The sequence below is a fragment of the Citrobacter sp. Cpo148 genome, from assembly GCF_030332375.1.
Taxonomy (GTDB): domain Bacteria; phylum Pseudomonadota; class Gammaproteobacteria; order Enterobacterales; family Enterobacteriaceae; genus Citrobacter; species Citrobacter portucalensis.
Window position 1 is genome coordinate 293,110 of the sequence record NZ_JAOWHY010000047.1, and the last position, 22,068, is coordinate 315,177.

Genomic DNA, 22,068 nt, shown 5'->3' on the forward strand with positions numbered 1-22,068 from the left:
AGGCTCCCATGCTTGCCCAGGAATTAGTAGACCGCATGAAAAAAGCGATGAAGCACAGAGTACCGGCGGAGACAGTCGATCGCAGCGCTGAACTGATTCCGGGGATGAAATACCGCAACGAACGCGGACGCATGGTGACGGTAATGAGAGTTTCCCATCTTCGGGTTATGTACCGATACGAAGGTTATCAGGACCTTTGCGAGATAGGCCGGAGAGAGTTTGAACTCAAGTTCAGGAAGGTGCAGTCATGACAGAGCGCACAGCAGGTACGGAGTTTTGTGTGAGTAGAATTTTTGAGATTGTCCAGTCGATGTCCGGTCAGGGGAACAGCATCACGATCCCTTGTCCCTACCTGGATTTTTTCGCGGGTGACCGTCAGCAGCATTTACTCGCGGCTATCCTGAATCAACTGGTGTTCTGGTCAGGTAAATCCCACCTCGAAAATGGCTGGTTTTACAAAGAGCATGCGGTAATTGCTGCGGAAGTTCGAGCCTCCAGTGAGGACGTCATCCGCAAGGCAATGAGCAAAATAATCAGCCAGTATTTGCCTGGTGTTATCGAAGAGAAGAAACGCAAGGTAAACGGTACGCCAAAGATGCATTATCGCATCAATGAAGAGGCATTAATTGCCCTGATATTCCCGCCAGCTCTGGATTCGGCTCTTAAGCCGAATGGAAACGGCTCTCAAGCCGAACCCAAACGGCTCTTAAGCCGAATGGAAACGGCTCATAAGCCGAATCCTGGAAACGGCTCTCAAGCCGAATCTATTCTCTATACAGATCTTAAAACAGATAAATACATACAGATCTCTTCTTGTCCGGGAACAGCGTCCCCGGAAGTCGATTTATCCGAAGGCGAAGAAAAAAAATCATCTTCTGAACAGCAAAAAGGCAAATGGGGCACACCAGAAGATCATCAGTGCGCTGAATGGATTTTTTCCCGCATCAAAAAACTCTACGAGAAGGCCGCCGAGACAGACGGCGAACTGTCACGCCCAAAAGACCCTAACTGGAATGCCTGGGCAAACGAAATACGCCTGATGCGCTGCATAGACGGGCGCACCCATCGCCAGATTTGCGATTTATTCAAACGCGTGCAGCGTGACCCGTTCTGGTGTCGCAACGTCCTGAGTCCGTCAAAGCTGCGGGAAAAATGGGACGAATTAATTATCCGCCTTGGCGGTAACACACAACCACGGGATGTTAACGCCATTTCAGCCCCAGATAACGCTATCCCTGAAGGTTTCAGAGGCTAAAAAATTAACCTGGAGAATTTTATGGAAACCATTTTAGACGTACTGAAAGCGATGGAAAAAGCGACTGCCCGTGAAATTGCGGCGCGCATGAAAATTGAGCCTGCGGCGGTGATCGGGATGCTGCGTGAGCAGGAAGAACGTAACGAGGTTATTCAGGTTAACGGGTACTGGAAAGTTGCTACCGGGGAAGTTAAGTCACAGCCCACGGCGGCCAGTTCTGTCAGCAAAACACCGGCAAGTGTATCAGTCAGCGACGTCATCGCATTACTGGCGGAACATGGACCACAGACATCCCTTGAGCTGGCAACACTGGCAGGTATTGAGTCAAAACGTGTGGCGCCAATGCTGACCCACCACATGACAAAAGGGCGGATCATCCGCGAAAAAGTGGGCAGCAAGTTTGTTTATTCGGTGCCGGCCATGGCGTCAGTGAAAAACAAAAGCTCAGCTACCCAGGTACTCGAGACATCAACTTCCCCAGTACCAGAAAAATCTGTCACTGAAATTGTCGAGGAAATTCCCTCGTTCGTGAGCCGTCCTGATGATCTGCTGATCCCTACGGTACGCGGTATTTCAAATGAAATTCGCCGCACAAAAGTGAAGCTGGCCAACCTGGAAAAACTTCGTGAAGCCGTTCGCAGCATTCGCAAACATGGCGCGCTGATGCAGGAGCTGGCGCAATGAAACAGAGCGAATTACCACGCTGTCCGGAGTGCGGGAACATGCCTGAATACGCACTGAAACCCAATCATATGGGGTGGGTATGGGGCGGATTGAAATGCCCGTATGACCATTACCGTGTGAATTTGAATGGCCCGGCCGGTAGCCGTTAACAGGCAGAAAAGAGGCTGGCGTCGCAATGAATTGAATTAGTTGCCAAAATTCGCAAAGGAATCGTGCACCACTGCGCTCATGGTGGCGGCATCGACACCTGCTCTGAGTTCGGTTGCACAGCGACAGACCAGATGCTTGAGCGATATCGAACCGGGTGCATAATTACAGCCAGAGCCAGCGCAGTAAACGTAAACATGCCGCCAGCGCTTAACCTGTAGTTGGCGTTCTGGCGTAAGGAGATATTTGATGCGTGTTATGTATGAAGTGATGGATTGTTGGGGGGCCTGGGCTGCGGCTGATAGATGCGGTGAGGATTGGCAACCAATTGCTGCAGGATTTAAAGGTTTGCTTCCACATGGGAAAAAAGCGCCAGCAGTGCAATGATGAGGAAGGTATTGAGATTGTTGGTTGTGATGCGCAGCTACGCCACTATAGACCTGAAGGATATGAGCTTGTTATAGCCCACTTTGTGTTTAGCCAATCGCTTCGAGCAATGGCAAAAAATGTTCAGAGGGTAGAATTCGTAAGATATGAGTTTGATTCTAGGCTATATATCTGGTTACATCATTGGGCGAAAAAATGGGAATTTGCATTGATTCTATAGTTGACTATACTGATATACACAATTAGGGCAATTAATTAGATGGGAGGAAATTATGAATCAGTTTACTAACTTCAATAAATTAATGGAAATGCATTTGTTGCTTTCGAAGGAGCTTATTGTTCCTAATAGGAGGAAAACAAAGTTCCACATGAAAAAAACAATCAATGAGAGTAATAACGTTTCGCGGAAAAACTATCTCTCATCAAATTGGACAAAATGATGAGAGATATTATTTTTATTTAATTATACCGTCATCATTGATGGCAGACATTGCACTACTAATTGTTGGCATATTGGTCATCTTCTTATCGATTGCGATTTTTTTCAATGTGCCTTTCAGGCTTTCAATGTCCTTTCTTGGCAAATCATAGTTACTAATGATTGCATGATTTATTTTGAAGAATAAAGACTCCTGTACGATATTATTTTTTATTTTAGACAATTCGTTAACTAAAGGCAAAATATTTTCATCTTTTATATCCATCAATACATAACCGAGAATGGCATTTTTTACTTCATCTGTGGTATTTTCTCTTGTTGCTTTAATAATATTTTCTATTCTTGGTTTTTTTGATGAGATAACATCAGTCATAACCATTTGTATATTATTTGGCATTGCAGAACGGACTAAAGATAACACTGTTTTAAACAATTCGATAACTTTCTTCTTTTCTTTTTCTGAAAGATTATCTTCAGCCATCTTCTTTTCTAAAGCAGGTAGGATATATGGAATGACATAAGATTCATCCATCATTAAGATGAATGATTTCATATAAAACATATATCCATCTGTAATGTCATTGAATATATCAATTGTTTTTTCAGGGTCCATTGTTAACTCTGTGTTTCTAAAGACCCTCGAATATAAAGATAAATTTTGGAGTAAAAGATTTGGTAATCCTACTTTATCATCTTGTTCCTCTATGTTAATTTCGCAATTTTGGTCCTCTGAGTTTAAAGGTGCTACCTCATCAAGGTGATTATCATTAGCAACTTTATCTGACTTCAGTTTTTCAACGTAAGTTTCAACATCTTCCCTGGAAGAAATTAAATCTAATATTGAGATACGTTCCATGGAATTTATATCTAAATTACTAACGTCAGTATTTTTATCCTCTTTAATGGTTGAGGCCATTTCATCAATAATTAATTTCGTCCTTTCTTGTAAAATGTTTAAGAGTTCAAGGCTTGATGCATTTTGAGAAGCATAGTACTCTACAACTTTATCCAACAATAAATAATTATCTGGGCTTAATATTTTGTTTTTTAATTCTTCATCATGCTTCATGAAATAGGATATTGCATAGTACATGAAAGACGGCTGCGAAAAAGTGACTTCATTTTTATGTAAACTTAAAATTCCACTTTGTACCAATGGGTCGATAAAATCTTGTACGTTATAATTAGAAAGTGTTTTTTTGTTAAAATGAATTGCGAGTTCTAAGACTTCATTGTTAGAGAAAAACGTTTTTTCATTATCAAAACAATGTTTTCCAAAATACCCAAGAAAATGTAGCAACTCTTTGTATTGTGGTTTGTCTGACGGTGTTGTCATTATGTGTTTCTTTAATAGAATTTCTATGAAATTCTCAATGATATCAGATTCACTTAAAATCCCTTTGATGTCAGGATCTACTTCAAATATTGCTAATAGCATTGAATATATGAAATAATTATGTGGGAGTTGTGAGTTGTTTATTGTCTTAGTTATTTCATTGTAAAGTTTGTTTTCCCCTGCATACTGTATGGCAAACTCCCATCTTGATACGATATCTCGAACATTACATCTTCTTAAGGAACCAATTGAAATTGTTTTGAAGTTATCATGCCCTTGTTTTAGTATATTGGTGATTATTTCTGTATTATTATTTTTATCGCAAGAAAGAATATAGCGACATGAATTATTTTCCTTAATGTAATCTAGTAATGGTTTTAATTTATCCTTCCTCAAATAGTCAATGTTATCAATAAATATTGTACAATTGCCGTTATTAATCATGGATTTTATCTTATCCTCAAAGCTTGTGGATAGCTCTGCGGAAAAGTATGAATTGCATAGTGTCTTAGATATTTTGTGCGGGTTGCTTAAATCGTCTTTTATACAGTCCACATAAAAATGAATAGAATCTATGATTTTGTATGCTTGTTTTTCAAGTCCCTTAATGAACATGTATTTTAATAGTGAGGTTTTTCCTGAACTATGTGCACCAAAAATAATAATGTTATTGTTATTATTAATGATGTCTGTTGTAGTATTGACTTTAATTTTACTTAAAGGAACTGAATCATCTTCGACATAGTTAGGTTCGGTGAATAAAGTTCTTAGTTTCTTTTTTTTCTCGTTAGCTATTCCAATATTAATTAATAAATCAGTGTCAACGTCATTTAACATTTTTGACGATAGTGATGCAAATTTAGATACATCAAAATTAATCATGGTGTTAGTGGAATAATTAAACTCCCCACCATTCCCTCTTTCAGTCCAGGGTACATAGGTTTCAAGTTTTTGATCAAATTTACGGTAAATGATCCGACCGTCATCAACACTATTTGTGTTATTAAAAAGAATTATAGAGTAGCCGCTTTGAAATTCTCTAGTATCAAGTGTTCCAGCCTGTAAAAAGAGCGTAATGCCTTCATTAAAGTTATTTTCTTGTTTTTGCTGGAAATCATGCATATGACCATAACACAGCATTGATATCTTTTTTTCAATGAAAGTTGAAAATATGTTTCGATCTGAATCCTCAAGCCAATCTAAGGGATGGTGGACCAGACCTATAATTTTTGCATCTTGAGGGAATTTAACTCTGTCAAGTATTTTTAACTGACTATCGGTGATTCTTAAATTTGAGTGATCTGAATCATCCTGCGCTAACCAAGCGCTGTTTATGCACATCACGAACAATTTGTTACTTACTTTATAAACCTTGCATAGCGACCCATCGTGTTCTAGATTTTTTTTATTAAATATGGATGTCGTATATTTGTTATATTCTTCAGATCTTGACCACACTTCTTGTTCTTTATCTAAACTATTAAAGATCTCTGATAACTGTTCATTAGAAATACTATTTCGTAATGGTTTTTCGGTTATTTTTATAGCGGAACGATTCATGTCATGGTTACCTGGAACCATGAAGACATTTTCCGGACTTAACCCTAACCCTGTAAGTAAAGGGGTAAAAAATACCTCATGGAAGGATTGATATTCTTCCTGGCGGCCTGAATAAGATATGTCACCAGTAAAAAAAATTGTATCAATATTAAATTCTGTTTCTTTTTTAAGAGATTCAAGATCTTCAAGAATATAATTGACAACTTTTTTTGCTTGGGTTTCATGAAAACCGAAGTTCTTACTCACTGATAAATGTAAATCAGAGATGTGTAGTATATTTTTCATTACCATCCTTAATGCTAATGCTCGGTAGGAAATTATATGCCAAAAATTAAAAAGTCATATGTTAGTTATTATATTTGCTTACCATTTACAAGTGAATTCCCTAAAAAACGTGATTAATATCATGAACCGTAATGTTTGAATGATTTTTATGTTGATCTTAAGCTTTGCTTGTGGTTTGGGGGGGTATGAAATTTTGGTTAAAGATTGATAGGTTAAGATTTTTTTGCTAGCAATCTGGACTCATTTAAGTTTCGATATTCCCCGTTCAAAAAACCACGATTACCCGCTACGCCGGGTTTTTTCTTGTCTGTAAATTTTTTCTTCTCTAATTTAGTAAATGCCGAACATTCGGAAAAACTTATTTTATACAGCGGCATAGCTTTGGCTAAAAGTGCTATTAACCACTTGAATGTGAGGTTTAATAGGTATACTGTATGAATGTACAGTATCTCAAGGCGGAGGGAATCATGAAAGTTGAAATTACAATTGATCGCACTAAGGAGCCTCCCAAAGGAGCTGTGCCAGCGATTGAAAAGGAACTTTTTCGTCGAATCAGCCAGGACTATTCAGACTGTAAATTAACGATACGTCGAACCGGATCTGGTGGACTAAGTGCCTTCGGAGGCGAAAAGAGCGATAAAAAACGTATTGAAGAAATTTTGCAGGAAACGTGGGAAAGTGAGGATGAATGGCTTTTTAACTGATCATCCCTCGCAGGTGGCCTTGGCCGCCATTTGTTACTCCTGATCGCTAAATTTCTCGTTGCGCGCCGCGATACTGCTAAGAAGCAATTTCCGTTGGCTTAACGGTGTGGATATCACCGCAAGGGGCATCTCATGCAAATTCCGGATGATTTAATTCCCGGACTGCCGGAGCATACTGGCCCGGTTCTGATTTATATCGTAAAGGGCAGGGCAGAAAGGGGGTTCGCGCTGCGCAAAGATGAATTTGTTACGTCGTTGCGGGCGCTGGATGAAGCAAGAAAGAAAGCTGGTCTTCCTGTTTCAGATGCCTGATAAGTTGGGTTATACTCAAACACGGGTCTGAACAGCCCGCTGAGTAACACTGCGCCAACCGGGAAAACGCGATGGCGCATAAAACTGAATTACCCCATTCACACCGTTCCTTCGTGAGCAGTGTCGCTGTTTGTGCTGGTGGTGCAGCATGAGCAGATCAAAGACTAAAGCCGAAAAAACTCATCTTTCCCGCGTAGCCGGGCTGGGCTGTATTGTCTGCAAAAACCTGAAACTGGGTGAAACCCCAGCAGAGATACATCACATCCGAACTGGTCATGGAATTGGCCAGCGCGCTGACAATTTCAAAGTTATTCCTCTTTGCCCAATCCATCATCGCCAGGGCGGATACGGTATAGCCATTCATGCTGGTCGCCAGGCCTGGGAAAACAATTACGGTACTGAAACAGAGCTGCTGGTGCAGGTTCTCTACGAACTGGGGGAATCCGCGTGAGTATTACTTATGGCTCAGTATGTAGTGGAATTGAGGCTGCAAGTATAGCGTGGGAGGTTTTGGGTTGGCGACCGTCATGGTTCTCTCAGTTCGATCCTGAACACAATTATAAAAACGGTCCAGATTTCCCATCTGCTGTTCTGGCGTATCGCTGGCCGCACGTAAAAAACCTCGGTGATATGACAAAAATCGCCGCAGCAATACGGCGCGGAGAAATCCATGCACCAGATGTTCTGGTAGGTGGCACACCGTGCCAGGCATTCAGCATCGCTGGTCTTCGTAATGGTCTGACTGATTCCCGCGGTCAATTAACTCTCGCCTTTGTAGAACTGGTAAACGCAATAGATGAAAAACGAAGAGAACAGGGAAAACCTCCCGTCATTGTCGTCTGGGAAAACGTACCCGGAGTATTCAGCAGCAGAGATAACGCTTTCGGATGTTTTCTTGCAGGGCTTGCCGGTGAAAGCAGTGAACTGGAATCACCAGGGAAAAAATGGACAAACGCTGGTTATGTGCTGGGACCAGAAAGGTCTGTCTGCTGGCGAGTGCTCGACGCTCAATTTTTCGGAGTGGCCCAACGACGTCGCCGTGTGTTTGTTATCGCAAGCGCTCGAGGGGATATCGATCCCGCAAAAATACTTTTTGAGTCCGAAGGCTTGCGCCGGAATACTCCGCCGCGCAGAGGTGAGGGGCAAGAAGTTGCCGGAACTCTTAAAGCTCGCGCTAATTCAGGTGGCTGGTCACAAGATGTAGATATGGCCGCTGGTGGTTATATGCAGGTTGTTGGTGCGCTTACAGCTCATTCATTTATTGGTGGTGCAGGTGGCAAGCCTGAATCCGCAGCTGTTGGGCATTACATTCCAGCAGCTGCGTATCGCATGCGCTCATTTTGTGAATATGTGGATGATGGAACTGCATCCACAGTAAAAGCGCGGGACCATAAAGACGCAACCGATCTTACTGTTACCTATTCAGATACCAGCAGGACATTGCTGGCCAAACCAAATGACAGCATGACTGAAGATTTGGATACCTATGCTATTCACGGCACACAAGACCCAGACACAAACTTTAATTTTGCTCACACCCTTGGACGAAATCACGGACAGGAAAATGCTGTTGCTTATGCCTTCAAAGCTGGACAGGGCGCAAAAGCCGGGGGTATTGGATGGGCAGAAGAGCAATCCCCAACTCTGACCGCCGCCAGTAGCGGATCGAATTTATCCCCTTCAGTAATGAAAAACATGGCCGTTCGTCGCCTGACACCAGTTGAGTGCGAGCGTCTGCAGGGCTTCCCCGATAACCACACTTTAATCCCCCGTGATAAGCGTAAGCAGATCACTGCTGATGAATATGCTTACGTGCGCCATCACAACCCAAAAATAACTGCAGAAGAAGCCTACCGACTGGCGAAAGATGGTCCGCGCTACAAAGCGATCGGCAACAGTATGGCTGTACCGGTTATGTGCTGGCTCGGTAAAAGAATCAAGGAGGCTCTTAATGCCTGAATATCCAATTACACCCGTCGGTAAGCCCAGAATGACGCGCGCTGACAAATGGAAAAAGCGCCCAGAGGTTCTGCGTTACCGGGCTTTCTGTGATGAAGTTCGTCTGCAGGGTATTGAGTTACCGGAAAGTGGCTCGCATGTCACCTTCATCCTTCCGATGCCAGCGAGCTGGAGCAAAAAGAAACGGGCTGATTTCAACGGTAAACCACACCAGATAAAACCTGATTTCGACAACATGATGAAAGTCCTGATGGACGCTATTTACGAAAATGATGCTCATATATGGGATGCATGGGTATCAAAATTATGGGGTGAAACAGGGAGAATTATTATTGAGGAGCTAAAAGCATGACGCCACGCCAACGAAGACTACAGCAGTCAGCATTTGAAAAAGCAGCAGCTGCGCCGCGTAAAAGCTGGCTGGGTAAATGTATTCTCCTGACGGGGATTCAGTCCGGATGGATTAAATCCCTGCTCACTACATGGGGCGAAGGTGTAGGAGGAAATACTGCACCCCGCATGCCGCGGGGCCATGCGTGCTGGAATGTGCTTAAGGGACGGAACTGGTCAGATAAAGCACTCGAACGATTCACCGTTGCGTTAAATCAGGCTAGAGAGGAGGGATTCCGTGGACAGCAGGCAATGAACAGGGCGCACAGTATTCTCTGGCCGCAGTCACCTGCCAGTGTAATTGATGAAGCTCTGCATAATGATGATGTCGATTTTGTTGAACAATGCGTATTGCAGGCGCTGGATATTAACGATCCGGTTTATGTTGTTGGTCTTCAGTATTACACCACCCGAAAAAAAATCTCAGACATAACCCGGGAGCTGCAGGCGATTGCGCCATGGTTAACCGACGGGGAGGCGAGAAAGCGTGTGCGATGGTGCCTGGAAATATTCAGAGCAAAAACATTCCTTGCGGTTCGTAACCAGATGAGAGCTGGGTTAGAGGATGGTTAGTCATACCAAAAGAGGAGCTGACCGGGAGACTAATGAGTCTGTAATTCGAAACAAAAACCCCGGTCAGTAGCTGGGGTAACTGGCTATTACTGACGATTCTGTTTAAACCGCTCATAAATCTTAATACAGATAATAGCAACGGAGTAGAAGGGCCACATAATGGATGTTATCACCGTATCAGCCAGGTCAAATTCGAGGCCGTGTAATCTATCCCCACGAACTAACAAAGCAAACATTACGATGAAGCCCGCGATATATATGGCCAAATAGTGATAAAGGCTCATGATAATTCCATTTATTAGGTTTGGCCCTGAGTCTACGTGCGATAACCACACAATTAAAATTGGTATTGCAGATCGATTTTCATTTATCGATCGTTCAAAGCGATCGTTTTGTAACGAATAGCTCATTTGTTGAGTGATATTTGTACAAAATGTCAGTGAGAATTAGTTATAAGTGCTTTATGACGTAAAAACGTTTGAAAACGGGCCAACAAAGTGAATAATTAATTCATGCTTGGCAGAGCTGCGCCACGATGGCAGCGACGAAAAGCGAACAATTTGAACATAACGAGAACCCCGCCGACGCGGGGTTTTTGCTTTCCGGCGATACGACAGGGGTATTCGCGAGGTGCATAGCACCAGTACCCCTGTCATATCGTCGATCCGCAATGGCCCACAAGATAACCAGGCCTCTCAACCAAGCGTGGCTATTTTTTTTCGCTCATTCTGAGAGGACTCACAGCAATAAGGTGAGTAAAATGCCTTTTGTAGTTTTGAATGTAATGCTCTAAAAGCTGATGCCACAAAGTTGCTGCTTAATTCAACATGTAGAATTTCTAACGCCAACTGCAAAGTTGAAGGCATATACTGCTTTGTAACTAGGGCGGGATGGACACGCATATGAAAGAGGGCTATTACTGGATTCAGCATGTTGGCATTGTACAGGTGGCGTACTACACGAATGACACTGTTGATGATCTGGATACGGGTAAAACAATCACAGGTGTCTGGCATCTGACCAGAGGCGATGACATTTGCCATAACGGTGAAGCAGAGGTGTTAGAAGGTCCTCTCTCTCCGCCAATGTAAACAACTTAACTCACTTCGAGGCTGCCAACTGGCGGCCTTTTTTATTCCCCTCATTCCTGAGAGGACTCACAGCAATTAAGAGAGGGGTTAAATGTCCGATCCGATTTTCGGTACTGGGCTGGCTGGTGGTGTCCTGACGGGGGGGCAGTGCTTATGGGATGCAATGAATCGCGAAACCCAGGGTACTTGTAGAAAGTGCTGTAGTGTGTTAATGGTGATGACTTAAAAAACAACTAAATCAAAGATCAAAGAACCCAAACAGCAGATTATTATGGTCTTTCCCCTGGGAGGTAGTTGGTTATGGAAAACAATGAAAGCGTCTACGACTTCTATGAGAGTAACTTCGACGAGGCAAACCGCTTCAAAGTAAATCAGCTGGAGTTTATCCGCTCTCAGGAGATTATTAAGCGATTTTTAACGCCTTCCCCTATGCTTATCGCTGATATCGCCGGCGCAAATGGTTTTTATTCATTCTGGCTGGCAGAGAAAGGGCATCATGTACATCTGTTGGACCTTTCCAGCAAACATATTGAGCAGGCCAGACAGCGCGGACAACAAAGTGCTTTCAAGTTGCAATCGTACACCTGCGGCGATGCGCGAAAACTACCATGGGATGGTAACACTTTTGATATGGTGATGCTTATGGGGGCTCTGTATCACCTGCAGGAAAGCGTTGACAGGATGCAATGCATTGAGGAATGCCTTCGTGTTCTGAAACCCGGCGGCGTAGCTATTTTTACATATATATCGAGGTCAGCATCGCTGGTGGATGGATATAAATACCAGTTTATAAATGACCCGGTGTTTCAACGTATAGTGGAAACCGATCTGCTGACGGGAAACCATGAAAACCCTTATGACACCCCAAATTATTTCACTACTTCTTTTTTTCATACCCCGTCATTAATTATGCAAGAGCTTCAGCAAACAGGGTTTCAGGATATCAGACTGTTCGCTGTAGAGGGGTTTGCCAGCATCATTGACACGGATGAGATAATGCAGGTGGAGGACAAAAAGGCCCTTTTGCTGAAGTATCTACGCTTAACTGAGGAATTTCCTGAATTGCAGGGTATTTCGTCGCATCTGCTGGCTGTCGCAAGAAAAGCCTAAGTCCGTTAGAATCGCCAATATTAATCACATTCACTTTGAGGCCTCCATTCGGAGGCCTTTATCATTCAGGCTCACAGGAATCATCCGCTACGTGCTGTTTGATAAATTCAGCCCGTGAAGCCTGCCACTTTCAGAATAATAGTGCTATTTGTTTGCAGGCTTTTCTCATTATTTCTAAAGTTATAGAGTATCCAGTAAAAGCTCTTGTTTTGAAGTGGTTGTGATGAGTCCTCCCCAAGCGGATGGGTGAAACTGACAGTAAACAGTGCCAGTGAATGACATGCTTAGCGCTTACGGGGCATGGTTTGTCAGCCAAAGGACCACCGGGAGATACCCGACACCACAACTGAACTTAAACCAGTCATACTGTTATCATCGTGGTGGAGAGATAGCGTTATGAAAATGCCTTTCAGAAATACCGTGATCGGGCTCAGCCTATCGATAGGCATTGCACTAATTATTGTTTCCCTGGTTGTTGTTCTGAATGGCATTGGATTATGGTAACCCGGACTCTTAGCGTTCTGGATACCGACATTTTTCGGTGCCTTTCATTTTCGGGCTGACGTTACATAATTAACAATAAAATCATTTATTTTCTGTCAGAGCTTTCGTTATCAAGGTTGATAGTGCTTCAAGCTGGATTGCAAGCTGGATACTTAACCAGACATATCCATGAACGGCACTTTCCATTACCTCATCACTTTCATTTGCGAGTAAAAGGCAATGCAACTCTTGTGTGATTTCATTAAGACGTTCGCTGTTTGATGCTATTGGAGACGGGTTACCTTCATGCAGTGCATGAGCCAGCGTACTGAGAGTGTTGCGAGTCATTTGTTCCATGTCGGAAAGTGTATGCGAGTTCAATATCAGAAACCGGCTACCGCGCGATGCCCAGTGGGCATTAATCTGAAATTTTTGGGCTGCTATCATATCTCGGGTTATTGACTGAATATCCTCGAGCAGACTCTTTGCAATATTTGTTTCCTTATTCACTGGTGTAATCAGACCGCGCATTTTGACGACATTAGTTAACGCACGTGTTTGAAGCCCGGTCATTCTGGGCTGATTCAGAACGTTTCGTGAGACCCCGGCTGAAGTAATTTTTAAGTAATCAGCAAGAAAGTCAGCAAGTTGGATACGCCAGTTAATGAATGCTCTTTGGGGATAAATACTGGTAAACAGCATAGCCAGAATACATCCCAAAATAATATTGGTGCTTCGCCATAATGCTGTCTGTAAGTCCCCGGCAGGAGCACTGCTGACTACGGCAAGCGTTATCCCAACAAGTAATGCAGCATACGGGCGTTTACTCATGGCCAGATAGCCGCAAAGGAAAGCAGCGCATCCACACCAGAGCATCATCAGAGTAAGAGAGTACATTTCAATGTGTAATGCAATGATCCCCAGAATCGCACCACCTACAGTTCCTGCCATTCGCTCAAGTGCTCTGGGGATAACGTTACCCATGTAGCTTACAGGTCCCATGACGACTACGAGTGTAATCAGGGGCCACGAGTGGTCTGGCAAATTCAACATTCTTATCAATAAGAACGTAATAACGAACGCTACAGCAATTCGTATCCCATGCACTATACGGTAGTTGCGGTAGATCTTTAGTTCTAATGGACTTATCGGTTTGTTCCGTTTAACGGAAAAAATGTTCTTTTTCATTGTTTAAAGTCTTTAACTAAGAGCAAACGATAAAGAATATTCAGGTATACACTGAAAAAAACAGCTAGTCTTACTTTTTTAAATTATAAAACCGCTGCGTGCTATTCAGGCTTACTGTTGTTAATTAGTTGCTAATTGAGTGATTAAGATGGGAGCATTCTGTAATACTCATTCTATCTTTGGGATTATCATTATGAGTATAAGTGCAGAGAACAGATTGAATGATAATCTGACATAAATTTAACTTGTTGACTTTAATCATTATTAAATTGTTGTGTGGTTTCCAGAAAATGGTTAGCATGATTCAGATGAAGTACCTTCTTCGGTCAGGTAAATCTGCTTTAATGGTGTCTCTGGACGATTTCAAATCGGTAACAGTATCTGGGTAAAATGCAGGATGAGCAAATACAAAATAGCAGCTCTGATGACTACAGCATCAACGGTCGCACTGTTCTGGACAGTGGCATTAATCTTTGGGAAGCTTCATTCTTTGGGTCTGTAGTCGAAATTGATTTAAAGTTTATAAAACATAACATTACACAGGCAGTTATGAAACGAGGGAGTATTAACATTAGAATGTCTGATATTCTTATCGCTGTATGTTTTTTATGAGCTAAGGTTTGAGCCAAAGCTCATTATATAAAATAAAGTTATATCAGAAAAAGGTATGCAACTAAACGATGCGTATCATCGAAATGCAACTGTATAAAGAGAAAGTGCAATAGCCAGAAATATCCAGTATTGGGAATGATAATGGAAAAGTTTAAGCATTAATATCCTCCACAGAGTTGGTTGTTAATTAATGGCATATTTAAATGTCAACAACAAACAAAAAATCATGCTCACTGATTATTTAATTATTTCATAATATTTCAACCGGGATCTATAGCGGTGCAATTGCACCAGTGATGGGATTTTTGCATCATTATGGTGAGATTAATGGCAGATGTACTTTATGAACTGCTCAATCTACCGATACAGACGACAATTATCATTCGAGGCTGCCAAACGGCGGCCTCTTCTTTTTCAGGCTCACGGGTATCACTCACTACGTGCTTTGTTGATAAATCCAGCCCGTGAAGCCTGACCCTTTAATCACACACAACACCATCCGAAAAATCGGAGGTAGGGCTATGACCAGAATGAGCACCATTTACAGCAGACTTTCATATGGAACAGGAACCACGCTGACCGGCTGCGGTGTATCAGCGAAGGCATATGCCGAAACAGCTAAAACAGCAAAAGAGGTGTCCTGGATGTTGGCCGACAGAATTGCAGGGTTAAGCCTGAGTGACTGGGCAATTATTGTCGGTATCGCATGCACTGTTATCACTTGTGCAGTGAACTGGTATTACAGGAAAAAGGAAAGGGAGGACCGGCTTAATGGCCATGTCACCAAAGCTGAAGAATAAACTGAGCGCAGCGGTCGTTGGTTTGATTTTTGCGGGGGCTTCCGCGTCCGTAATTCTCGATCAGTTTCTGGATGAGAAAGAGGGTAACAGCCTGAAAGCATATCGCGACGGCGGCGGAATCTGGACTATTTGCCGTGGCGCTACAATGGTTGATGGTAAGCCAGTAGAGCAGGGTATGAAGGTATCTGCTGAGAAATGCGCCCGGGTGAACGCCATAGAACGCGACAAGGCGCTGGCGTGGGTTGAGCGAAATATCAAGGTACCACTGACCGAACCACAGAAAGCCGGGATCGCGTCCTTCTGCCCATATAACATCGGCCCCGGAAAATGTTTCCCATCTACGTTCTATAAGCGAATTAATGCGGGCGACCGTAGAGGTGCCTGTGAAGCGATCCGCTGGTGGATTAAAGATGGTGGTCGCGATTGTCGCCTGACCAAAGGCCAGAAAAATGGCTGTTATGGGCAGGTAGAGCGTCGAGACCAGGAAAGCGCGCTGACGTGCTGGGGGATAGGCCAGTGAGTAAAACATTTGCTGTGTTTCTACTGCTGGCAGGTGCGTTTATTGCCGGAAGTGTCTGGAGCGACCGGGGCTGGCAAAAGAAATGGGCGGAACGTGATAGTGCTAAGTCTTCGCAGGTTGCGAACGCGCAGACCGCCGCCCGCATGATTGAGCAAGGGCGCATAATTGCCCGTGATGAGGCTGTAAAAGATGCACAAGCACAAGCCGCTAAATCTGCTGCCACTGTTGCTGGCCTGTCTGCCACTGTTAACCAGCTGCGTACCGAAGCAACAAAGCTTGCCACCCGCCTGGACGCCGCAAAGCACACCGCAGATCTTGCCACTGCCGTCAGAAGCAAAACAGCCGGAGCCGACGCCGCAGTGCTCGCCGACATGCTCGGACGCCTTGCAGAAGAAGCTCGATATTATGCTGAGCGAACTGACGAACGCTACCGGGCAGGAATGACGTGTGAGCGCATTTACGACTCAGTGAGGCAGTCAAACAACAACAGGGTTAGAAGATGAACGCAGAAAACCTAAGTGAAGCGTATTACCTCAATAACGATATAAAAGAACTACAACTTCAGAAAAGCATACTGGAAAGTGGTGCCGGACTTGGTGTGACAATCCAGTCTACCTATCAGGATAACGCCTTTCTTGATGCCATACGCCCGCATGCAGTGGCTGAACTTGACCGCCGTATTGTGGAGAAGAAAAAATCCCTCTCCACTCTGGGTGTTACACTCTCTTAAATGAGAACAACAATAAAAGGTTATGTCTGCTTTGCCACATTCTGAGAGTATGGGTTTTATTTGGTATTCAATCAGTTACTTTATTGGTTTGCTTTCAGATGGAAGATAGATGTTTCCACAGAAGGGGCAAATTAACGTTATATTGTTTTTTATTCTCGACAGACTGTGCATTGACTGGCGGGAGCAATGAGGACAAGTACTTTTCACATGGCGTAAAGTACGCATCTTGATATCTTTGAGTATCGACATGTTGATTGTCCTGGTGGGCGGTTAACAACCATACACCACATGTTGGCTAATAGCTTCTTTTATAACCGTTACGATGTAATCGTTAGCGATAATCAATCAAGCCTCACAGTAGCGGGGATTTTTAACAACTGAGGAATGAGCAATACAGTAGTTCTTACAGCTAAGCAGATTGAAGACCTGGCGGCCTTCGCAAAAGAAGATGGCCAGCCACAATACACCATCACTACCGGAACAATCCCTGAGTTCGAAGCGGATGATGGCGAGGTTATCCCTGAGTACACCGGGCTGATTGCCTATTCCGAGTCGCTAGAGCATAGCGTTCTACAGCTCGATAACTAACGAATCAACAAAACTTTCCATCCGCCATGGCACCACAATGCTCGTAGACATGCCAGGAAGCCTGGCAGAAGAAGCTCGATACAATGCTGAGCGTGCTGATGAAAACTACCGGGCAGGAATGACATGTGAGCGGATTTATGAGTCCGTAAAAATACTAACAATGAATCGTAGAGAAAAAATAATAGATCTATAAATTAAGATGTTGACGGTTTTCGTGGATAAATTTGTAAATTTTTACTATGAAAGAAATACGACTCTTCCTTGAGTCAAAATCCCTGACAACTTAGGGTGATAGATAAAGGTCTTACGCAGCATGACATAATTTTCGATTTAAGCTATTTAAATTAATTTTTATGGTCAAAACCCACTGAGATTTACTTACAAAACTAAACCTTGCTATGTTTGGTTAATCATGCGTTAATGAATGTCTGGTTTGTAACGAATTTATCTGAAGCAGTCGCTGTAATAATTTTATTCCTTGTTCCTGTTGAGATTTCCTTGTTAGCTTTTCTCTCTGATAATTTTTTTCGGACCATTCTGCCCAAGGGCTTACTCAATAAAGGTAATTTTTATGTCTAATAAAATGACTGGTTTAGTTAAATGGTTTAATCCTGAAAAAGGTTTTGGTTTTATCACTCCAAAAGATGGCAGTAAAGATGTGTTTGTTCACTTCTCTGCTATCCAGAGTAATGATTTCAAGACGCTGAATGAGAATCAGGAAGTTGAATTTAGTGTTGAACAGGGACCTAAAGGCCCCACGGCAGTTAATGTCGTGGCTGTATAAGGTAACTGATATTACTAATAATATTCACTTCAGATGTCCGTGTTGCCACGGATCTCAATACCGAACGTCAAACTTTGATGTTACTGAAAAAAATCCTTTCGGAGCAAAATGTATTTTTTGCAAATCAACAATGATTACATTTGATAATATTGCACTGTACATTCGTTCTGGTCAGTCTTCGTTAGAATTCAGAAAATAAATTTCAGGCTCCTTATGGAGCCTTTTTTGTATGCTGAACCGACAATCTCTGTAAGAGACATCACGGTAAAATTATGAAAAAAGTCATCGTTTTTTTTAATGCAGAACCTGCAGTTGTTGTAACCGTAATGAAAGGTATTACTACGATAATGCGTGAGTTTCCCAATGGGGAAAAAGCACACCTACCCGTGATGTCAGCGGGATTTCCATCTCTGACAGGAGACCATAAAATAGTTTATGTTGCCTCTGATCGTGATGTCAACTCAGAAGAGATCCTCGAGGCAGCCTCGAAGCTTTTGAAATGAGATCTGGTTGTTTCGTGACCGACCCGGATTTTAGTACAGTGGTTTGTGTGGTCGCGAGCTCTTTTGCATGAAGATTATACTTCAAACTATTGATAATTGAGTCTTTCTATTCTATCTTTTGAACATATCAGCGCTTATACAAGTGCTCTACGGGGAATGTAGCATGCTTGGCGTTGATACGTTAGAGATCAAGAGAGGTAAACAATGAACGTCGAAGATTTAAAAAGAAAAACTGAAGCGGATATTTCTGAATTCATCACAAAAAAAATTATTGAACTCAAAAAAAAGACAGGAAAAGAAGTTTCCGATATCCAGTTTAATGCTCGTGAAAAAATGACTGGGCTTGAAAGCTATGATATTAAAATCACATTAATCTAATTGTTATAAGACTCAGTTCGAGTGAAAAAGCATTATCTTGAAAGGTAATGCTTTTTTATTTCTGTCATAAAATTTAGAACGTTGTCAAAGCCTTCACTTCTAACCATAGATTTTCTGCTTACCTTTTAACGGGTCCTCCTTGACGATTCTGACCATCGAGGGGCAGCAACGGCGCGGGATTTGGAGCATTTTGATTCTTCACGCAACCATTTCAGCATTTGATGCTGATGACGGAACACTATCCCCGAATACACTGGGTTGGTTGCATTCTCTGATTCAAAAGAACACGGTGTGCTTCAACTTGACTGAGCAGGCATTACAGCAGACATTCACTGAGTGCCTGCTGTAATGTTAAACATTAAAATTTGTATTTATTTCTTATCGTTACAATCAGGGATCATCCTCAAAAGAGTGTTATCTTTCTGGACGTAGTGATGGAATAACGCTGCACCAGCATGCGCTGCGATTAAAAAATATCCGATGTTTGCCAGTGTTTCGTGAGTATCTTTGATAAGTGATTTTGTTTCCCCGTCAGGAGTAACGAACGATGCAACGTTAAAACCTAAGAAACTCCAGTCCTTTCCACCGTAAGCCATAATTGCAATACCTAATAATGGTAGAGCCAAAAAAGAAATGTACAGCAGGATATGCATTATTTTAGCAGCCATCATCTGCCAGGCTGGTGGGGGGGGAGTGATAGCTGGATCATGATACTTATGTTTAATAATTAATCGTATTATCATTAAAAACCAGACAAACACCCCAACATTGTAATGTGTTTCTTTCATGAGAAGGTAGGTGTTACTGCCTTTGGGAAACCAGCCACGAAGCTCCATAGCTGCATAGGTTATCGCTATTAATATCAGGGTTAGCCAGTGTAAGCGAATCTGAAGTTTTGAGAATTTGACCATTATTCTTGCCTCAAACGGTGTATTACATCGACCATAAATCATGAAGCTTAACAAATCCTTATTTTTGTTGAGAGATTAAGAGTTTGTTATTCCAGCGATCTCACTTGAATGTTTTGATAATAATTCTCATTTTTATTTCTTTCTGATAATCCTTGATGTTACGGGGCAAGAACCGCGCAGATTCTCGCTATTTATGAGAACTTTCAATCAACTACTGGTTCATTTTTACTTTCCGCCTATTACACAATTTGTATCCAACAAACAGGACTATGCCGATGCCAGCACGTGCTAAACGCCCATGCCGACACAAAGGGTGTGCGGCAATCACCAACGATGTCAGCGGATATTGTGACCAACACCGAAAGCAGCATGCTGGTGACGGCTGGCGGAATTATCAGTCGGGAAAGAGCAGGCAAGAACGTGGATATGGGCGACTCTGGGAAATCAAACGAGCGCGTATCCTTCAGCGTGATAAATACCTGTGTCAGAACCATCGCCGACAGAGGATAGCGAAGAAAGCGGCAAGCGTTGACCACATCATTCCAAAAGCTCATGGCGGTACTGATGACGATTCCAACCTTGAGTCGTTGTGCTGGGAATGCCACAGAGCAAAGACAGCAAGAGAACGTATTCGATGATAATATTCACTGCTGTAATGCATAAGAACAGTTTCTACATTCATGCAGATACCCGGAAGGAATTTTGGGTGTTTTTAAGTAAAACATTGGGATGGGGCAAATTTGAGTTAATTCGCCCCTCTGACGAGTTTAGCCCTACTGGAGGGTTGTTTGAATTAGTCGAAGTGCGTTCGGCAGATTCAGAACCCCCTGAGTCAGTAACTGTAGGGTCAAATGTTTTATGGCGTCTCCCGGAAGCTCTCGGAGTTTTGAAATCAATCCCTTCTTCTGATCTTCAGATATATTTGCGACACGGATTATATCCTCAAGGGCAACAATCGTGTCATTGTGTAACCGAACGGTTTGAACCTTAAGGATCGCACTTAAGCCGCCATCATCAAGAAGAAAATCAATTCCTTTCTCTGTAATGTTGCAGTATGGGGCGTTGAAGATAAAATCAACGCCAGCCATGGTTTCGCTACGTACGAAGGGTGTAGAAACAAGACCATGCATTTCAAGATATAGCATGCACGCCACAAAGTGATCATAGTTATCAAACTTCTCAATGAGGTCTCGCTCCTGTGCCTTGTTTAAAAAGTTAGGAGCACAATCTATAAGAGCGTTGAGGATCTCAAGTTGTAAGGCTCTATCATATTTTCTAGTTTTATCCATTTCTTAGACTCCATCGTTTATTTATTGAGATTAACTGAAGACACTATGCTGAACATCCTGATGGATGACCAGTATCTGCTTTTGCATGCTTTCTTGCTGTCATCTTCAAGGGGGGAGGGGGGATCAAATCCCTGACCCCTTTCGCGCTTTAGGACTGCCCGCTTCCTCGTATTTTTATACCCGCGAAAAATGAAATTTAACCAGGAGTGTCGCTTATGGCTGGAACGGCGGGGCGTTCCGGGCGTCGTCCCAAGCCAACGGCGCGCAAGGAGCTGGCAGGAAACCCCGGCAAACGAGCCCTGAATAAAGAGGAACCTGTATTCACACCGATTAAAGGTGTGGCACCACCTGACTGGTTTTCTGAGGATGAAGGTTTGCCAATGGCAGCCATCATGTGGGAACTGACCACGAAAGAATTATGTGGACAGGGACTACTCTGTGTTACCGATCTTGCCGTACTTGAGCGCTGGTGTGTTGCCTATGAGTTCTGGCGCAGAGCGGTTAAAAATATCGCCAGAGAGGGGCTGTCTATCACTGGTGCTATGGGGGGGAAGATAAAAAACCCTGAGTTAACCGCAAAGAAAGAGCAGGAATCGGAGATGAGTTCTACCGGATCCATGCTTGGCCTTGACCCCAGCAGTCGTCAACGACTGATCGGCCTTGCCGGACAGAAGAAAACCTCTAACCCCTTCCTGAAGATGATCAACTCATGAGCCGGAAATCGTACCCCAACGTAAACGCCGCGAATCAATACGCCCGCAACGTTGTGCGGGGGAAAATTCCGGCGTGCCAGTTTGTCATTCAGGCCTGCCAGCGTCATATCGATGACATGGCGGCTGAAAAGAGTAAGAAATTTCGTTACCGCTTCGATAAAGACATGGCAGAAAAGGCCGCGAAATTTATCCAGTTGTTGCCACATACAAAAGGAGAGTGGGCATTCAAGCGGATGCCGATCACTCTGGAGGCATGGCAACTGTTTATTGTGTGCTGCGCCTTTGGCTGGGTCCAGAAAGGGTCGAAGCTTCGACGATTTCGCGAGGTTTACACGGA

The 22,068-nt window shown here is 43.1% G+C and carries 28 protein-coding genes and 3 pseudogenes; 26 read left to right on the forward strand and 5 right to left on the reverse strand.

What is annotated here, in order from left to right; translation table 11 throughout:
* Positions 1-8: 8 nt before the first annotated feature.
* From OGY10_RS18520 to OGY10_RS18540, 5 genes and pseudogenes are all read left to right on the forward strand, one after another.
* Positions 9-251, forward strand: coding sequence for a DUF4222 domain-containing protein (locus tag OGY10_RS18520; protein WP_153687056.1), 243 nt, complete (start codon positions 9-11; stop codon positions 249-251).
* Positions 248-1,255 (forward strand): phage replication protein O, encoded by a 1,008-nt coding sequence (locus tag OGY10_RS18525; protein WP_286577160.1) that lies wholly within the window; start codon positions 248-250, stop codon positions 1,253-1,255. The genes OGY10_RS18520 and OGY10_RS18525 overlap by 4 nt, the downstream gene beginning before the upstream one ends.
* Before the next feature lie 21 nt (positions 1,256-1,276).
* Positions 1,277-1,939 (forward strand): DUF1627 domain-containing protein, encoded by a 663-nt coding sequence (locus OGY10_RS18530; protein ID WP_286577162.1) that lies wholly within the window; start codon positions 1,277-1,279, stop codon positions 1,937-1,939.
* Positions 1,936-2,088 carry a hypothetical protein gene (locus tag OGY10_RS18535; RefSeq protein WP_181219937.1) on the forward strand — a complete coding sequence of 51 codons (153 nt, stop codon included), beginning with the start codon at positions 1,936-1,938 and terminating at the stop codon, positions 2,086-2,088. Before OGY10_RS18530 ends, OGY10_RS18535 begins: the two co-directional genes overlap by 4 nt.
* A gap of 247 nt (positions 2,089-2,335) precedes the next feature.
* Positions 2,336-2,591 (forward strand): annotated as a pseudogene (locus OGY10_RS18540) (antiterminator Q family protein); the annotation flags it as partial.
* A gap of 337 nt (positions 2,592-2,928) precedes the next feature.
* On the opposite strand, the gene OGY10_RS18545 reads toward OGY10_RS18540, so the two are convergent.
* Positions 2,929-6,093, reverse strand: a complete 3,165-nt coding sequence (locus tag OGY10_RS18545; protein ID WP_279265056.1) for a metallophosphoesterase — start codon at positions 6,091-6,093, stop codon at positions 2,929-2,931.
* 467 nt (positions 6,094-6,560) lie between these two features.
* Between OGY10_RS18545 and OGY10_RS18550 the strand changes: the two genes are divergently transcribed.
* The 8 genes from OGY10_RS18550 (at position 6,561) to OGY10_RS18585 (ending at position 12,232) form a co-directional block, all read left to right on the forward strand.
* On the forward strand, positions 6,561-6,797 hold the full coding sequence (locus tag OGY10_RS18550; RefSeq protein WP_286577166.1) for a DinI family protein: 237 nt from the start codon (positions 6,561-6,563) through the stop codon (positions 6,795-6,797).
* A 132-nt stretch (positions 6,798-6,929) separates the two neighbouring features.
* Positions 6,930-7,109, forward strand: a complete 180-nt coding sequence (locus OGY10_RS18555) for a hypothetical protein (protein WP_048214404.1) — start codon at positions 6,930-6,932, stop codon at positions 7,107-7,109.
* Between the two features lie 148 nt (positions 7,110-7,257).
* A complete protein-coding gene (locus OGY10_RS18560) occupies positions 7,258-7,560 on the forward strand; it encodes a Ref family recombination enhancement nuclease (protein ID WP_153687063.1) in 303 nt (100 codons plus the stop codon).
* The gene (locus OGY10_RS18565; RefSeq protein WP_502873681.1) at positions 7,557-9,068 is read left to right on the forward strand and encodes a DNA cytosine methyltransferase; all 1,512 of its coding nucleotides are present in this window, start codon (positions 7,557-7,559) and stop codon (positions 9,066-9,068) included. The genes OGY10_RS18560 and OGY10_RS18565 overlap by 4 nt, the downstream gene beginning before the upstream one ends.
* Entirely contained in the window at positions 9,061-9,420 is a 360-nt protein-coding gene (locus OGY10_RS18570; protein WP_286502904.1) for a RusA family crossover junction endodeoxyribonuclease, read from the forward strand. Before OGY10_RS18565 ends, OGY10_RS18570 begins: the two co-directional genes overlap by 8 nt.
* Positions 9,417-10,031, forward strand: coding sequence for a hypothetical protein (locus OGY10_RS18575; protein ID WP_286502905.1), 615 nt, complete (start codon positions 9,417-9,419; stop codon positions 10,029-10,031). Before OGY10_RS18570 ends, OGY10_RS18575 begins: the two co-directional genes overlap by 4 nt.
* Before the next feature lie 902 nt (positions 10,032-10,933).
* Complete coding sequence (locus OGY10_RS18580; protein ID WP_286502906.1) at positions 10,934-11,122, forward strand: hypothetical protein; 189 nt, start codon at positions 10,934-10,936, stop codon at positions 11,120-11,122.
* 300 nt (positions 11,123-11,422) lie between these two features.
* Positions 11,423-12,232, forward strand: coding sequence for a class I SAM-dependent methyltransferase (locus tag OGY10_RS18585; RefSeq protein ID WP_286502907.1), 810 nt, complete (start codon positions 11,423-11,425; stop codon positions 12,230-12,232).
* 585 nt (positions 12,233-12,817) lie between these two features.
* Here OGY10_RS18585 and OGY10_RS18590 read toward each other — a convergent pair.
* Positions 12,818-13,903, reverse strand: a complete 1,086-nt coding sequence (locus OGY10_RS18590) for an FUSC family protein (protein WP_286502908.1) — start codon at positions 13,901-13,903, stop codon at positions 12,818-12,820.
* A gap of 1,133 nt (positions 13,904-15,036) precedes the next feature.
* Here OGY10_RS18590 and OGY10_RS18595 point away from each other — a divergent pair.
* Genes OGY10_RS18595 through OGY10_RS18610 form a run of 4 tightly spaced genes read left to right on the forward strand, consistent with a single transcriptional unit; the run spans position 15,037 to position 16,565 of the window.
* Complete coding sequence (locus OGY10_RS18595) at positions 15,037-15,315, forward strand: phage holin (RefSeq protein ID WP_149281603.1); 279 nt, start codon at positions 15,037-15,039, stop codon at positions 15,313-15,315.
* Positions 15,287-15,835, forward strand: coding sequence for a lysozyme (locus OGY10_RS18600; RefSeq protein ID WP_286577170.1), 549 nt, complete (start codon positions 15,287-15,289; stop codon positions 15,833-15,835). Before OGY10_RS18595 ends, OGY10_RS18600 begins: the two co-directional genes overlap by 29 nt.
* Entirely contained in the window at positions 15,832-16,338 is a 507-nt protein-coding gene (locus tag OGY10_RS18605; protein ID WP_249418742.1) for a DUF2514 domain-containing protein, read from the forward strand. Before OGY10_RS18600 ends, OGY10_RS18605 begins: the two co-directional genes overlap by 4 nt.
* Positions 16,335-16,565, forward strand: coding sequence for a hypothetical protein (locus OGY10_RS18610; protein ID WP_191227430.1), 231 nt, complete (start codon positions 16,335-16,337; stop codon positions 16,563-16,565). Before OGY10_RS18605 ends, OGY10_RS18610 begins: the two co-directional genes overlap by 4 nt.
* Before the next feature lie 75 nt (positions 16,566-16,640).
* Here the strand turns inward: OGY10_RS18610 and OGY10_RS18615 are convergent, their stop codons facing one another.
* The gene (locus OGY10_RS18615; protein ID WP_218116983.1) at positions 16,641-16,814 is read right to left on the reverse strand and encodes a YnfU family zinc-binding protein; all 174 of its coding nucleotides are present in this window, start codon (positions 16,812-16,814) and stop codon (positions 16,641-16,643) included.
* A 135-nt stretch (positions 16,815-16,949) separates the two neighbouring features.
* On the opposite strand from OGY10_RS18615, the gene OGY10_RS18620 reads away from it, so the two are divergent.
* The 6 genes and pseudogenes from OGY10_RS18620 (at position 16,950) to OGY10_RS18645 (ending at position 18,818) form a co-directional block, all read left to right on the forward strand.
* Complete coding sequence (locus OGY10_RS18620) at positions 16,950-17,153, forward strand: hypothetical protein (protein WP_137378220.1); 204 nt, start codon at positions 16,950-16,952, stop codon at positions 17,151-17,153.
* Between the two features lie 37 nt (positions 17,154-17,190).
* Positions 17,191-17,346, forward strand: a pseudogene (locus tag OGY10_RS18625) (DUF2514 family protein); the annotation flags it as partial.
* 378 nt (positions 17,347-17,724) lie between these two features.
* Entirely contained in the window at positions 17,725-17,937 is a 213-nt protein-coding gene (gene cspG, locus OGY10_RS18630) for a cold shock protein CspG (RefSeq protein ID WP_000066494.1), read from the forward strand.
* A 10-nt stretch (positions 17,938-17,947) separates the two neighbouring features.
* The gene (ymcF, locus tag OGY10_RS18635) at positions 17,948-18,136 is read left to right on the forward strand and encodes a cold shock small protein YmcF (protein WP_057069020.1); all 189 of its coding nucleotides are present in this window, start codon (positions 17,948-17,950) and stop codon (positions 18,134-18,136) included.
* Positions 18,137-18,209: 73 nt separating this feature from the next.
* On the forward strand, positions 18,210-18,440 hold the full coding sequence (locus OGY10_RS18640; protein WP_286577173.1) for a hypothetical protein: 231 nt from the start codon (positions 18,210-18,212) through the stop codon (positions 18,438-18,440).
* Between the two features lie 204 nt (positions 18,441-18,644).
* Positions 18,645-18,818, forward strand: coding sequence for a GnsA/GnsB family addiction module toxin (locus tag OGY10_RS18645; RefSeq protein ID WP_001100119.1), 174 nt, complete (start codon positions 18,645-18,647; stop codon positions 18,816-18,818).
* Positions 18,819-19,189: 371 nt separating this feature from the next.
* Here the strand turns inward: OGY10_RS18645 and OGY10_RS18650 are convergent, their stop codons facing one another.
* A complete protein-coding gene (locus OGY10_RS18650) occupies positions 19,190-19,729 on the reverse strand; it encodes a cytochrome b (protein ID WP_032943057.1) in 540 nt (179 codons plus the stop codon).
* 275 nt (positions 19,730-20,004) lie between these two features.
* Here OGY10_RS18650 and OGY10_RS18655 point away from each other — a divergent pair, with 275 nt between their 5' ends.
* Complete coding sequence (locus tag OGY10_RS18655; protein WP_286502911.1) at positions 20,005-20,367, forward strand: HNH endonuclease; 363 nt, start codon at positions 20,005-20,007, stop codon at positions 20,365-20,367.
* Positions 20,368-20,502: 135 nt separating this feature from the next.
* Here the strand turns inward: OGY10_RS18655 and OGY10_RS18660 are convergent, their stop codons facing one another.
* A complete protein-coding gene (locus tag OGY10_RS18660; RefSeq protein ID WP_103771375.1) occupies positions 20,503-21,018 on the reverse strand; it encodes a hypothetical protein in 516 nt (171 codons plus the stop codon).
* A 215-nt stretch (positions 21,019-21,233) separates the two neighbouring features.
* On the opposite strand from OGY10_RS18660, the gene OGY10_RS18665 reads away from it, so the two are divergent.
* Both OGY10_RS18665 and OGY10_RS18670 read left to right on the forward strand, forming a co-directional pair.
* Entirely contained in the window at positions 21,234-21,731 is a 498-nt protein-coding gene (locus OGY10_RS18665; RefSeq protein ID WP_279275601.1) for a phage terminase small subunit P27 family, read from the forward strand.
* Positions 21,728-22,068 (forward strand): annotated as a pseudogene (locus OGY10_RS18670) (terminase large subunit); the annotation flags it as partial. The gene OGY10_RS18665 and the pseudogene OGY10_RS18670, both read left to right, overlap by 4 nt.